We start from the raw sequence: 14,084 nt of genomic DNA, 5'->3' as shown, positions 1-14,084 counted from the left end.
ATGTCCGACACCATCTCTGCGGCGCCGGTAGCCGGCGTCGCGTTCGAATCCGTCGTACCCGTCGAGAAGCCGTTGCAGACCGACCTGACGGTGATGCCCGAACTGCTCGAGGTCGATCTGTTGGTGCGTGCCGCCGAGGCGCGCGCCAAGTTCAACGTCGACGGATCCGGCATGACGGTCGCCGTCCTCGATACCGGACTCCGCACCACCCACGTCGATTTCTCGGGCCGGGTTCGGGCGGGCCGGAACTTCACGTCCGACAACAACGGTTCGCCCACCGATCCGACCGACGGGCAGGGGCACGGAACCAACGTCGCGGGGATCATCTGCGCCGGCGGTGTGCACACCGGGATGGCGCCGCGCGCGAAGATCGTGCCCGTCAAGGTCCTCGGTAACTCCGGCGGCGGTAGTTTCCTGGCGATCCGCGACGCACTGCTCTGGGTGCTGGCCAATCGAACATCGCTCGGCATCTCCGCGGTGTGTATGTCGCTCGGCGCCTCGGACAACAACACCTCGGACGCGGATTTCGCGGGTGACGGCATCGGCGATGTGATGCAGAAACTCACCGACGTCGGAGTCGCCTGCTGCGTGGCGGCGGGTAACGACTACTTCGGCCACAACAGTGGCCAAGGCATGAGCTATCCGGCGATCTTCCGCCAGACGATCAGTGTCGGTGCGGTCTACGACGCCGACGAAGGATCGTTCAGCTACGGCTCCGGGGCGACCGCACTCTCGACGGCTCCGGACCGGATCACGCCGTTCTCGCAGCGTCTGCACTCGAGCGTGGGCGGCGACTGCGCGACCGATATCTTCGCGCCGGGCGCCCCGACGACCTCGTCGGGGATCCGCAACGACAGCGGCGAGTCGATCCAGCACGGCACCAGTCAGGCCACGCCCGTGGTCGCCGGCGTCGTGTTGCTGATTCAGCAATTCCATCTGCGGGTGGCCGGGACGATGCCGTCGGTCGCCGATGTTCGCAAATGGCTGCTGGCGGGTGCCGTGCCGATCGTGGACGGCGACGACGAAAACGACAACGTCGTCCACACCGGGCAGACGTTCAGCCGGATCAGCGCGTTCGGCGCGCTCACCGCGTGCGCGAAGGACGTGGCGAGGTCGGCACTGGTCGAAGCGGGCATCGACCGTTCGCGGGTGTAGATCCAGACGATCCCCGGCAAGCACTGTTCTCCTACTTCCGGTTCTACGGGCCGCCGGAGCCGTACTTCGATCGCAGCTGGAAGCTCGGCGACATCGTCGCGGAGGCCGCTGGCTCGCAGTGAATTCGCCTGTGCCATCGCTGAACCGGCGCAGGCGAATCCGACTTCCGGCAGTCGTGGGCCACGGCGGATAGCCTGATCGCAGTCACGTGGGTGGTCGTGACGCGAAGGAGCGGTGATGGAGTTCGGGCCGGGGTCGATCCTCGCGGGGTACCGCATCGAGCGCCGGGTCGGCGGTGGGGGGATGGGGGCGGTGTATCTGGCCCAGCATCCGCGGCTGCCGCGCAGGGACGCGCTGAAGGTGCTCGACGCGCGGCTGGCGGTGGAGCCGACGTTTCGGGCGCGGTTCGAGCGTGAGGCCGATCTGGCTGCGCGGCTTCGGCATCCGAATGTTGTGCAGATCTTCGACCGGGGGGTCGACGGTGACCGGTTGTGGATCGCGATGCAGTTCGTGGACGGACTCGACGCGGCGCAACTGCTGCGGCACGGGTTGTCGGTGCTCACGCCGGAGCGGGCGGTTCGCATCGTCGCCGAGGCGGCCGCGGGGCTGGACTACGCGCATCGGCAGGGGCTGCTGCATCGCGATATCAAACCGGCGAACCTGCTGATCGCGCGTGCCGACGACGGCACCGACGAGGTCCTGGTCACCGATTTCGGGATCGCTCGAAGTATGGGGGAGACGACCAGTCTCACCTCCGCAGGATCGGTGCTCGGCACTCTCGCCTACGCGGCGCCCGAACAGCTGGAGGGGCATCCGCTCGATGTGCGCACCGATGTGTACGCACTCGGCGGCACCCTCTACGAGCTGCTCACCGGGTTCGTTCCGTTCCAGCGGGAGAGCCCGGCCGCGTTGATCAGCGCGCATCTGATCGAACCGCCGCCGCGCCCGTCGGCCGGTAATCCGGCGCTGCCGCAGGCCATGGACGGGGTGATCGCGCGGGCGATGGCGAAGAACCCGGACGACCGGTACGCCAGCTGCGGTGAGCTCGCCGACGCGGCGATCGCTGCCCTCACCGGCAAGCCGGTGGTGGGGGATACCGCTGTGCTGCAGCGAGAAACGCGACTCCCGCCACCGCGTGCTTCCGGCACATCGCTGACGAGGAAAGTCCTGATCGGGGTCGGCGGCGCGGCGGTGGTGGCCGGGGTGACCGCGTTCGCTGTGCTCACCGCCAAGGATCGGGGTGGGTCGGACGCGCCGATGACCACGCCGGTCGCGCAGATCGGTGCGGTCCCGGGCAGTCCGAAGGCGGCGACGGTTCTGCGTCCCTGGCTCGACGATGTTCTCGCCGGGGACATGAGCGCGCTGATCCGCAAGTGCTGGACCCAGTCGCCCGCCGAGATCCCCGGGATGTACGGCGATGTCGAGCGGATCGTCGATGCTGTGCGCCGGCCCGGCGTTCTCGGTCAATTCGGACCGTTTTGGGAGAACGACGCGCTCCACGTCAGCTTGCGTCCCAGCGAGTTGCGGTCCGTCTACGGCTGCCCGATCGTCAGCGACCGATCGGCGACCCGGCTCACCGAGGAGCAAGCTCGCTACACGGCCGAGCGCTATCTGAGCCGGGTCGTCGGTGACCCCGTGAACCCGGCCGACATAGAACCGGACTACCCGCTGCTGTGCAACGGCGCCCAGCCGGGCGACACCCTGTCCGGGGTGCGGCGCTTCGAGGACAAGGCACTCACGATCCGCGGCTCCACGGGCTCGGTCGTGACCGTCAGCGCGCCGGTGACCAGCGCCGACGGTGTGATGTCAGCGGTCTACCTCACTCTCGACCATGCCGCGAACGGCTTCTGCGTGTCCCGGATCGACCGGGCAGGCTGAGCGTTCGGTGCGAGGTGCAGCTCATCCGAAAAGGGTGATCCGTCCGACTCTGCTCCGCGGCTACCGTGAGTAGACGTCCACGCTGAATCCAGTCAGGAGTTGTCGTGCCGAAGTTGGAGATCAAGAGGAAATCAGAGCTCTCCCGTAAAGAGGTAGGCGAGCGGCTGATCACGATCGGCCAAGCTATCGCCCGCGGTTCCGAAGTGGAATTCGAGACAGGTGGCGACTCGATCGAGATCGTTGTCGCCGACCGGGTTCGTTGGGAATTCGAGATCGAAGTCGACGGCGACGAGACCGAAATCGAAATCGAGATCAGTTGGCGTGACGATCCCTCCGCCGAATCGGGCGCCGCCGCGGCACCGAAGTCGGCACCGAAGTCGGCACCGAAGTCGGCAACGAAGTCGACGCCGAAGCCGGCAACGAAGTCGGCGTCGGCCAAGCCCGCGCGCCGCACCAGGGCGCGCAAAACGACCGCTAAGTAATCCGCCTCCATGAACACCACCGACACGACCGGTAGCCACGCCCGACGCTGGTGGGCGCGGCTGGCGTTCGTCTGCGCCGCCGCGGCGGCAGTGGTGCCCGTGCTCGCCGCAGGCGTCCTCGGCGCCATGGTGTTGCTCATCGTCGGCACCGGCGGCGTCGTGGTCGCGGTGGCGGCGCTCTACTCGTTTGTCACCCGGTTCGGAATACTGCGGTGGATCTCCCTCGGCGTCGCACTGCTCGCGCCGATCGTCGTCGTGGTCTCGTTCGTGCGGGCGAATCTGCTGTGGGTCGTTCTGGTCTCCGGCGCGCTCGCGCTGGTGACCGTCGTCGCGGCTCGCAGCGCCCTGCGCGGTAGCGGTGCGGACACGACGATGCCCGAATACTCCATTGCACCGGCACAGCGTCCGTTCCTGATCATGAATCCGCGCTCCGGTGGCGGGAAGGTCGCGAAGTTCGACCTCGTGCGCAAAGCCGAAGAACTGGGCGCCCGAGTCGCTCTACTCGAAGGGCCCGAGGAAATCGACGTCACCGCGTTGGCCCAACGGGCGGTCGCGGAGGGGGCCGATCTGCTCGGCGTCGCGGGCGGCGACGGGACCCAGGCGCTGGTCGCGGCAGTGGCCGTCGAACACGATCTGCCGTTCCTGGTGATCAGCGCCGGAACCCGCAATCACTTCGCCATGGACCTCGGACTCGATCGCGCCGATCCCACCCGGTCACTCGACGCGCTGCGCGACGGTGTGGAATTGCGCGTCGACCTCGGCATCGTCAACGGGCGTCCCTTCGTCAACAACGCCTCGTTCGGGGTGTACGCGGAGATCGTGCGCAGTCCGGCTTACCGAGATGACAAGACCGCGACGGTGCTGGCGCTGCTGCCCGATCTGCTCAACGGGCACAGCGGCCCGAAACTGGTCGCCCGGATCGGTGAGATCACGGTGGCGGGACCGCAGGCGATCCTGGTGAGCAACAACCCGTACGGCAGCAACGATCTGGCGGGACTGAGCCGTCGTGTCCGCCTCGATCGCGGTGTGCTCGGCGCGGTCACGCTGTCGGTCACCAGCACCAGGGACGCGGTCGGTCTACTGCGCCGAACCCGCCTTCGTGGCCTGGCGCAGGCAACGGCGATCGAGCTGACCGTCGACGCCGACGCCCCCGAGATTCCGGCAGGCATCGACGGCGAATCCATGCTCCTCGACACTCCGGTGCGGTGCACCATCCGACCGGCGGCGTTGCGAGTGCGCGTACCAAGGAACAGGCCGGGAGTGCGTCCCGCCGCCGCGGCATTCGACTGGGCCCGACTGTGGCGAACGGCTGCTCCGAGTCATAGCTCGGCCACCTTGTAGTCGAGCAGAGCCAACCGTCTGTCGAGCTGTTCGGTGTGCTCGGGGAGAGCCCGCTCGCGGACTCGCCGTAGCGCGTCGCGCAGACCGGTGACGACCATCGGCGACCTGACGACGAACGCGATGTCGTCGATACTCGTCCGAAGGAATTCCTCCCATCCGGGCAGTGGAACGACGAGTCTTTCGACGCCGTCGCGGCCGGCGAGGCGCATCGGTTCCAGACGTCTCGCGGCCACCCAGCCGAGCAGATCTTCCAATTCGTCGAAGGCCTGTACGGCGGTCGCCGGGTCGTTCACCGCCGAGGACAACGCACGGAGCGCGATATCGGACAGCAGTCGGAACGCGAGCAGCGGATCTTGGTCGAAGGTCCGTTCGTCGCCGACGACGAGCACTCGGAGCACTGCCGCGGCGGACAGCTCCCCGCCGTGCACATCCGCCACGGGACTGCCGTGATGCAGTGTGGCGCCGGGAATCGCACGCAGGACGACGACCGCGTTCGCGGCCGTTGCGGCATCGATCAGCTGGGTCACGTCGACCCGTTGCAGCACCGCGGGGGGCTGCTGCCACACGATCGTCGTCGGTGACGGCGGCAGGGGCGGCGATGCGAGGTCGTGTCCGGTGTACACGGCGTCGAGCACGGTGCGCCCGCGGTCGGCGATCGTGCCGAGCGCGGGCGCCAATTGAATAGCCGAGAAGGCTCTCACCTGCAGTGTCCGCAACTGCTCGATCAGCACGAGCAACAGCAGCGTCGCCAAGATCGGTACGAATACCGATACCTCGGGATCTCTGCCGATGGCGATGGCGGCGGTCATACAGAAGGCGACCAATCCGAGGGCGAAGCCGAAGGTCCGCCAGACGATCGGGTCGTCGCGGAACAGCATCAACCGGGGTGTGAAAGTGGTGGCCACCCACTGCACCACCAGGAAAAGCAGTGAGAAGATGAGGGCAACCGTGCCGAGTAGGCCGATCCCGATCGAGAGCAGCGCGCCCGCCACCTGGGCGCTCGGCGCGCGCGGTCCCGTGTCGATTCTCGGGACGACCAGTCCCATCCCGAGCCCCACGAGCATGAAGGCGAGTTGGGACAGACCGGCCCGCAGGCGGCGGGTGCGAATTACCCTGGCGCGCACTCGACGTGATCCGCATCGATGCGGTGGATCTGCCTGCTGTCGCCGTGGAGGTGGCGGCCTCGGCCACGACCTGCGCGGATCATTGTGTATCAGCCATGGGCTCAGCTCCTGTCGGCACAAAAGGACAATGCGGACTCTGCGATGGTCACACATCGACCATCGGGATCGACTCACCCGAAACGGATGACTCCCGACGCGCTGTTGTGGCTACAGTGGCCCGGTGCGACGGTGGCGGGGCGAGAGCGGGTCGGGTCGACCCACCTCAGGGGTAACCCCTGGGAGCGTCTTGTCAGTTGGGCTCAGCGTCCGGAGCAAGGGCGCACGCTTCGCGTGCCTCGCAGCACCGCGGACGAAGGATTCTGGTCGCCCCGCCACCGTCGCATGCCGGTGAGCCGGGCGATCGGGCTCGAGCTGGCTGGGCGGCTGGCGCGCTCGTTCGAGCTACTCGACGACGACTGGGGTCTGTCGACACTGGCCGAGGCATTCGCCGACGTGATCGAGCCAGGTCCGGCGCAGGAGATCGCGGGACGAGTGATCGACCTCATCCCGGTCGAGCCGGTCGATCCGGTGAACACGCTGCGCCGGGTACTCGTCGACCTGCCGAAGTTGCCGACGACCGTCGTTCCCCTCGATCCCGGTGTTGTGCCGATGCGATTCGGCGCGGTCGAGATCCCGGATCTCGCCGCGCTGGCCCTGCTGCTGAATGTGACGCCGACCGAGCTCGAGTGGTTCGCCGATCGGGGCGGCTGGTTGCGGCGCGCGTCGCAACCGTTGTCGCACTACCGATATCGGCGGTTGCCGAAAGCGACGGGGGTGCGATTGGTCGAGGCGCCGAAGGTGCGATTGCGCGAGATCCAGCGACGGATCCTGCATCGGGTTCTCGCGGGAATTCCCGTTGATCCCGCATGTCATGGATTCGAGAAGGGCTGCAACGCCGCGACTTTCGCCGCTCCGCATGCCGGATCGGCGGTGGTGATCAGACAGGATCTCCGCGACTTCTTTCCGACGATCGCGGTAGCGCGGGTGCGCGCGGTGTTCGTGGCTTGCGGCTATTCCGCCGCGGTGGCCCGCGTCCTCGCCGAGCTGTGCACCACCGCGTCACCGGTGGCCGAACTGCGAGGACTCGACTATTCCCAGCGCACCTTGCTCGGTGCCCGGCACCTACCGCAGGGTGCCCCGACCTCGCCCCGTCTGGCCAACCTCGTCGCACGTGGCCTCGACCGCCGCCTGACCGGCTACGCGAACCGCCACGGCCTGACCTACACCCGCTACGCCGACGACCTCGCCCTTTCGGGCGACGCCGACCTCGACACCGCCCGGCTGATCTGGACGGTGACCCGAATCGCCCGCGACGAGGGCTTCACCGTGCACACCGGCAAGACCCTGATCCGTCGCGCCCACCAGCGACAGGTGCTGGCCGGTCTGGTCGTCAACGACCATCCGGCCGCACCCCGCGACCGCTACGACGCGGTCCGCGCTCTGCTGCACAACTGTCTGCGCACGGGCGCTTCCGCACAGAACCACAACGAACACAACGACTTTCGTGCTCACGTCTACGGGTTGATCTCGTGGATCGGCGAGACGAGCCCGCACCGCCGCGACAAACTCCTCGCCGTGGCCGAGCGAGTCGACTGGACCGGCTGACCGGCACGAAGCCTAGTGGTCGACGAGGTCGTGCGCGGGCCGGGCGAGTTCTTCGGCGAGGGCGGTGACGGTCTCGCGGATCTGATCTTCGGTATGGCAGGCCGTGACGAAGAAGCGGAGTCGGGCCAGGTCTTCCGGGACGGCCGGATAGATGATCGGGTTGACGTTGATCCCGCGGCGCAGCAGTGCCGTGGACAGTTTCAGCGTCCGCATCGAGTCGCCGACAATGCACGGGATGATCGGGGTATCGAGACTGTCGCCGGTATCGATATCCGCCTCGCGGGCAAGGCGCAGAAAGAGTTCGGAGTTGCGTCGCAGGCGGTCGAGTGGCTCGCGGTCGACACGCAACAGGCGCATCGCGGCCAGGGAGGCGGCGGCGTTCATCGGTGTCATTCCGACGCTGTAGACGAAGCCGGGGGTGGTGTACTTCAGGAACCGGACCAGGTCCGCGCTGCCCGCCACATAGCCACCGCAGCCCGCGAGCGCTTTCGACATCGTGCCGGACCACAGTTCGACGTCGCGGCGGTCGACATCGAAGTATTCGCCGATGCCACCGCCGGTCTCGCCGAGCACCCCGACGCTGTGCGCCTCGTCGATCATCAGCAGTGCCCGGTGCTTCTTCTTGATCTCGATGATCGCGGGCAGATCGGGAATGTCGCCGTCCTGGCTGTAGACGCCTTCGATGAGGATCAGCACCCTGCGGTATTGGTGACGGATCTCGGTCAGCAACGCGTCGAGCGCGGCGTGGTCGTTGTGGGGGAACGGTCTGCGGGTCGCGCCGGACAGTTGGCAGCCCTGCAAGATGCTGTCGTGGGCCAAGCTGTCGTGGATCACCAGATCCTGGGGCCCGACGAGATGGCCGATGATCGTCACGTTCGTCGAGTGGCCGCCGACCAGCGCGATCGCGTCCTCGGTACCGAGCAGGGCGGCCAGTTCGGCCTCGAGTTCGCGATGGATCGGCTTCTCACCGGAGAGCAGGCGGCTGGCCGAGACCGAGCTGCCATAGCGAGCCACGGCGTCCTGGACGGCGGCGACGACCGCGGGGTGGCCCGACATTCCCAGGTAGTTGTAGCTGGCGAAATTGACCACCTGGGTGCCGCCGATGAACGAGGTATCCCTGGTGACGCCGTCGTTGATCAGGAAGTACGGGTTGGAAAGGCCGAGCGCTTCGGCGCCCGCGAGCCGGTCGGCGATGGCTCGCACCTCGGCGAAGTCGGATATCAGATATTCGGGTTCGACGGTGGTCGGCCTGGCTTCGGTTGCGGGGGAGACGGTTTCGGGCGATTGGGTGAGCGGGGCGACAAGCGGGTTCGTCTCGGCGGGCGAATCGGTGAGTTGACCGGTGAAGTGGGCGATGACGTCGCCGAGTGTCGTTTCCCCCGTGATGAGGGTCGGGTCGATGGTCGTGCCGGGGAGTTTGCGGGCCAGACCGGCGAACAGGTCGGTGAGCATCAGCGAGTCGAATCCCAGTCCGTCGCCGAGTGTTCGGGCGTCGTGCAGCCGGTCGGCGGGAAACCCGCTCACCCTGGCCAGTTCCGCGCGGACGATCCCCGCGACCGCGTCCGGTGCGAGAGCGCCGCGCGCGGTACCGATGTCGAGATCCGGTCCACGTGATTCGGCAGGAGCTGCCAGCAGGCTTGCCAGCACGGCGTTCTGTTCACGGAAGAGAGCGATCAGTGGATCGATCATGGTTGCCTCGGTATGTGATTGTGCCGGTATGGATTTCGGATCGAATGCCGAGGCGCCGACCTCGCTGACAGCGGGTGGTTCCACCCAGAATCGGTGCGCGACAGAGAACTCGTACACCGGCAGGCGCCGACGGACACGCTGCCCGGGTTCGTAGAGTTCGTTCCATTGGGGGTCGAGACCGTCGCAGTAGAGCGAGGCCACGGTGGCGGCGAGTTCGTCGCCGGTCGCGCTCGGGCCGGGGCTGGGGGACAGGTAGCGCGCGCCGAGCTCGGGATCGATCCTGCGCACCGACGCGGCGAGTACCCGGCGCGGTCCGATCTCGACGAGATGGGTGGGGTCCGTGCCGAGCGCGGCGTGCACGGCGTCGCCGAAACGTACTGTGGCGCGGACGTGTTCGGTCCAGTAGTCGGCATCCATCACCTCGTCGGGGTCGAGAGGTCGGCCGTGCACGGTCGAGTAGATCGGCAGGGCGGCGGCGCGGTAGGCGCAGGTTCTGGCGACGGCTTCGAACTCGGCTAGCATCGGCGCCATCAGCGGACTGTGGAACGCGTGTGACACGGTGAGCGGCTTCGCGATCACCGAACGCGCGCGCAGGGCCGAACTGATCCGGGACAGCGCCTCGGCCTCGCCGGAGAGGACGAGATCCTCCGGGCCGTTGACTGCGGCGAGCACCACAGCGGGTTCGGCGGCGAGCAGATCAGCGATCCGCTCGGTGGTGGAGCGGACGGCCAGCATCGCGCCACCCGCCGGCAGACGTTGCATCAGCCGCCCGCGCGCGGTGACCAGTGTGCAGGCGTCGTCGAGATCGAACACGCCCGCCACCGCGGCGGCCGCGAATTCGCCGATGCTGTGCCCGATCAGCCAGGCGGGTCGGATGCCGAGGTCGGCGAGTGTCTTGGCGATGGCGTATTCCATGGCGAAGATCGCCGGTTGGGCGAGCGCGGTGGGGTCGACGTCGGCGTGCTCGTCGAGCAACAGTTCGCGGACCGAGCGGCCGAGATAGGGGGCCATAGCGTCATCGACCAGGTCGAGCGCCTGCCGGAATCCGTGGCTCGCCTCGTGCAGCGCGCGCCCCATGCCGGGGAATTGCGCCCCCTGGCCGGTGAACATCCAGCCCACGCGCGCCGGCCGCGCGACACCGGACAGCGGACCGGTGCTCAGCTGCGCGATCGCCTCGTCGCGATCGCGGGCGACGACGGCGAGCCGGTGGCGGCCCGACGACTTCACCTGATTGCTCGTCCAGCAGAGCTGGTCGAAGTGGTTGTGCCGCAGTGATTTCAACTCCTCCGACAATCGAATCGCGTTGCGCCGCAAGCCGTCTTCGCTGTCCGACGAGAGTGTGAGCACCCCCGCGCCGGATGTCGCGGGTGTCTCGGTGGTGCGGGCACTCGCCAGCACCATGTGCACGTTCGTGCCGCCGAGGCCGAAGCTGCTCACGCCGCAGTGCGCGGGTCCGTCGAGGGGCATGGGGTCGGCGAGCAGACGCAGGCCCTGCTGTGTCATCTGTAGCCGCGGATTCTCCTGGTCGGCGAACCTCGACGGCGGGACCACGCCGTGATGCAGGCTGAGGACAGCCTTGATAAGTCCGGCGACACCGGCGGCCCCCTCGGTGTGGCCGAGATTGCCCTTGATGGATCCGATTCCGCAGGGCCGCACCCGGTTGCTCGCGTGCAGCTTGCCGAGCGCCTTGACCTCGATCATGTCGCCGAGAACTGTTCCGGTGCCGTGCGCCTCGATGAAGTCGATGTCATCGGGCTGGACGCCGGCCCGCAGATAGGCCTCGCCGATCACCTTCTGCTGGGCCCACCGGTTCGGCGCGGTGATGCCGTTGCTGCGCCCGTCGGAATTGACCGCGCTGCCTTTGATCACCGCGTAGATCGGCAGCCCCTCGGCCTCGGCGTCCGCCAGGCGTCGCAGGACGAGTACCGCGACGCCTTCCCCGCGCACGATCCCGTCGGCGTTGCCGCTGAACGGTTTACACCGTGCGTCCGGGGCCGAAAGACCTGCCTGGGTATAGAACACGCCGACCGCCGGGGTCAGCACGAGATTGACGCCACCGGCGACGGCTTGGTCGCAATCGCCCGACGTCAGGGCATTGCACGCGAGATGGACCGCGACCAGTGAGGAGGAGCATGCCGTGTCGACGGCGATACTCGGCCCCGCGAGGTCGAACTGATACGACAGCCGGTTCGCGGTCATGAAATATCCGTTGCCGGATCCGTGCTGCGGCGTGATCGCGGCGTAGTCGCTCATCTGCAGGTTGGCCCATTCGTTGGCCATCACCCCGACGTAAACCCCTGTCCGCGAGCCGGATTGCGCGCGGGGATCGAGCGTGGCGTCCTCGAACGCTCGCCAGGTGGCCTGCAGGAGCAGGCGTTGTTGCGGGTCCATCGACTCGGCTTCGTGGGAGGTGATGCCGAAGAATTCCGCGTCGAACGCGTCGGCGTCGTCGATGAATCCGCCGCTGCGGGTGTTGATGGTGCCGGGTGCGCCTGCCGGGTCGTGGAAGTCGTCGGCATTCCAGCGGCTCGACGGGACTTCGGAGATCGCGTCGCGGCCGTCGATCAGCAGCTGCCACAACTGCGCCGGGTCGGCGGCGTGCGGGAAGCGGCAGTCGAGGCCGACGACAGCGATGTCGGTCATGCCGCGACGGCGATTTCGGCGGTGAGGTAGGTGGCGATGGCCGCGATGGTGGGGTATTCGAAGACCAGGGTCGGGTCGATGTCGAGCATCCAACGGTCCTCGATCTCACCGCACAGGGCCACTGCCGACACCGAGTCCATGCCGAGTTCGGCGAGCGGGATCGTGGGGTCCACCTGGTGCGGTGCGCGTTCGGTGTAGTCGGCGACGCGGTCGATGAGCCAGTCCTGGACGGTCGTGGAGTGGGTGTCGATGGTGCTGAACATGTTTCGGCTCCTCAGCGGGTTGCGGTCGATGATCGGCTCAGGGCCGGTTCGAGATCTTCGTGCAGGACGGTCGAGATGCTGTTGTCGAGGAATGCCTCACGCATCGAGGCACGTTGGACCTTGCCGCTGGTGGTGCGGTGCACGGAGCGGCTTTCGATGAGGACGACGCTCGGCGCGGGGACGTCGAAACCGCGGGCGACCGCGATCTTGATCGTCGAGGTCAGCTCGGAGAGGGTGGTATCGCGCAGCAGCGCTGTCTTGATGCCCTGCACGACGACGAGTCGTTCCCGGCCACCGGCTTCGACGGAGACGGCGACGCCGGTGGTCAGCGCGGGGTGCAACTGCTCCACCGCTTCCTCGACGTCCTGCGGGTAGAGGTTGCGGCCGTTGATGATCATCAGGTCCTTGAGCCGTCCGGTGACGAACAGTTCGCCATCGCGCAGCATTCCGAGGTCGCCGGTGCGCAGGAACGGCCCTTCCTCGCCGAGATGCGCGTCGAAGGTGTGCCGGGTCTCCTCGGGCCGGTTCCAGTAGCCGGCGGCGACGCTGTCGCCCTGGACCCAGATCTCGCCGACGGTGTCGTCGACGACCTGCTGCCCGGTGTGCGGGTCGACGATGCGGACGGTGAAACCGCGCGCCGGTTGTCCGCAACCGACCAGCAAGCTGTCGGGCCCATCGGTGACGACAGCCTGCGCGTCGACCGGTCCCGCGGTGACGAGCAGCGTCGCCTCGGCCAGACCGTAGGCCGGCAGCAGCGCGGTCGGGCGCCACCCCGCGGACGCGAATCGTTCGCGCACCGCGGCGATGGTTCGTTCCCGGACCGGCTCGGCGCCGCACAACGCCACCTCGAGGGTGGACAGGTCGAGGGTGGCCAATTGCTCGTCGGTGACGCGCTTGGCGATCAGTTCGTAGGCGAAGTTCGGGGCGGCGGTGCAGGTCGCGCGGTACTTGTCGATCGCCTGCAGCCAGCGCACGGGGCGCTTGAGGAAGGTGGTGGGCGACATGAACACCAGGTTCGCGCCGGCGTAGATCGAGGCGAGCAGCGATCCGATCAGGCCCATGTCGTGAAATTGCGGGATCCAGGTGACGCCGGTCGAGGCGTCGTCGATCCCGATCGAGGAGCAGATCGCGGCTTCGTTGTGCAGCAGGTTGCCCTGGGTGACGACGACGCCCTTCGGCGTGCCGGTCGAGCCGGAGGTGTACTGCAGGAACGCGATGGTCCCGGTGTCGATATCGGGCATCTGCCACGCGTCGGGGTCGCCGTATTCTTCGTCGGTCGCCGCGACGACGGCGGTGGTCGCCGCCGCGACCATCGGCTGGAAGTTGGCGGTGGTGAGAACCAAGCGGGCGTCGGCGTCGGCGATGATGCCCGCGACGCGTCGGGTGCTGCGCTCGTCGTGCGGCAGGGGGGCGGGCACCGCGATGACGCCCGCGTAGAGGCAGCCGAGGAAGGCCCGCAGAAAGGCCATACCGTCGAGGTAGAGCAGGACGACGGGTTCCGACGATTCCGGGCGGGCGGCCAGCCACGCGGCGACAGCCCGGGCGTCGCGATCGAGGTCGCGGTAGGTGGCGGTCTCCTCGACGAGCTCGCGGCCCGCCTCACGGAGGTAGGTGTAGGAGCGGGTCTCTCCATAGGCGAGAACTTGCTGCCTGACGTAGTGCACGTAACTGGGCTGCATGTCGCCATTCCTTCACAGGGGAGAAAGTCATAGGGGTTGACTATGACTATCCGCTCTCTGTGGCGATGGGGATAGTGCCCGCAGGTATCACCCAGCGAACCCGGGGGTGGCCTTTGTCCACCCTTGGGTGTGGCAGCCGAACTCGCGCCTCACCCGACACCAACCGGCTGACCTGGGCGTGCACGC

The 14,084-nt window shown here is 67.7% G+C and carries 9 protein-coding genes; 5 read left to right on the top strand and 4 right to left on the bottom strand.

Annotated features, from left to right (window positions below; genetic code table 11):
• The 4 genes from IBJ82_RS26105 to IBJ82_RS26090 all read left to right on the top strand — a co-directional run bounded on the left by IBJ82_RS26105 (position 1) and on the right by IBJ82_RS26090 (position 4,856).
• Entirely contained in the window at positions 1-1,155 is a 1,155-nt protein-coding gene (locus IBJ82_RS26105) for a S8 family serine peptidase (protein WP_194828630.1), read from the top strand.
• Between the two features lie 237 nt (positions 1,156-1,392).
• Positions 1,393-3,033 (top strand): serine/threonine-protein kinase, encoded by a 1,641-nt coding sequence (locus IBJ82_RS26100; RefSeq protein ID WP_194828629.1) that lies wholly within the window; start codon positions 1,393-1,395, stop codon positions 3,031-3,033.
• A gap of 104 nt (positions 3,034-3,137) precedes the next feature.
• A complete protein-coding gene (locus IBJ82_RS26095; RefSeq protein WP_194828628.1) occupies positions 3,138-3,515 on the top strand; it encodes an amphi-Trp domain-containing protein in 378 nt (125 codons plus the stop codon).
• Between the two features lie 9 nt (positions 3,516-3,524).
• Positions 3,525-4,856 carry a diacylglycerol kinase family protein gene (locus IBJ82_RS26090; RefSeq protein WP_194828627.1) on the top strand — a complete coding sequence of 444 codons (1,332 nt, stop codon included), beginning with the start codon at positions 3,525-3,527 and terminating at the stop codon, positions 4,854-4,856.
• Here IBJ82_RS26090 and IBJ82_RS26085 read toward each other — a convergent pair.
• On the bottom strand, positions 4,835-5,980 hold the full coding sequence (locus IBJ82_RS26085) for a DUF2254 family protein (RefSeq protein ID WP_194828626.1): 1,146 nt from the start codon (positions 5,978-5,980) through the stop codon (positions 4,835-4,837). The two genes, IBJ82_RS26090 and IBJ82_RS26085, sit on opposite strands and share 22 nt — an antisense overlap.
• A gap of 330 nt (positions 5,981-6,310) precedes the next feature.
• On the opposite strand from IBJ82_RS26085, the gene IBJ82_RS26080 reads away from it, so the two are divergent.
• The gene (locus IBJ82_RS26080) at positions 6,311-7,624 is read left to right on the top strand and encodes a reverse transcriptase family protein (protein WP_370585484.1); all 1,314 of its coding nucleotides are present in this window, start codon (positions 6,311-6,313) and stop codon (positions 7,622-7,624) included.
• A 12-nt stretch (positions 7,625-7,636) separates the two neighbouring features.
• On the opposite strand, the gene IBJ82_RS26075 is transcribed toward IBJ82_RS26080, so the two are convergent.
• From IBJ82_RS26075 to IBJ82_RS26065, 3 genes are read right to left on the bottom strand one after another with little or no spacing between them, the layout of a single operon-like run.
• Positions 7,637-11,956, bottom strand: coding sequence for a type I polyketide synthase (locus tag IBJ82_RS26075; RefSeq protein WP_194828625.1), 4,320 nt, complete (start codon positions 11,954-11,956; stop codon positions 7,637-7,639).
• Entirely contained in the window at positions 11,953-12,219 is a 267-nt protein-coding gene (locus IBJ82_RS26070; RefSeq protein ID WP_056821273.1) for an acyl carrier protein, read from the bottom strand. The genes IBJ82_RS26075 and IBJ82_RS26070 overlap by 4 nt, the downstream gene beginning before the upstream one ends.
• A gap of 11 nt (positions 12,220-12,230) precedes the next feature.
• Positions 12,231-13,898, bottom strand: a complete 1,668-nt coding sequence (locus tag IBJ82_RS26065) for a fatty acyl-AMP ligase (RefSeq protein WP_194828624.1) — start codon at positions 13,896-13,898, stop codon at positions 12,231-12,233.
• Between the last annotated feature and the right edge of the window lie 186 nt (positions 13,899-14,084).

The organism is Nocardia sp. XZ_19_231, from assembly GCF_015355705.1.
Classification (GTDB): domain Bacteria; phylum Actinomycetota; class Actinomycetes; order Mycobacteriales; family Mycobacteriaceae; genus Nocardia; species Nocardia salmonicida.
This window is presented reverse-complemented; position numbering and strand designations above follow the sequence as displayed.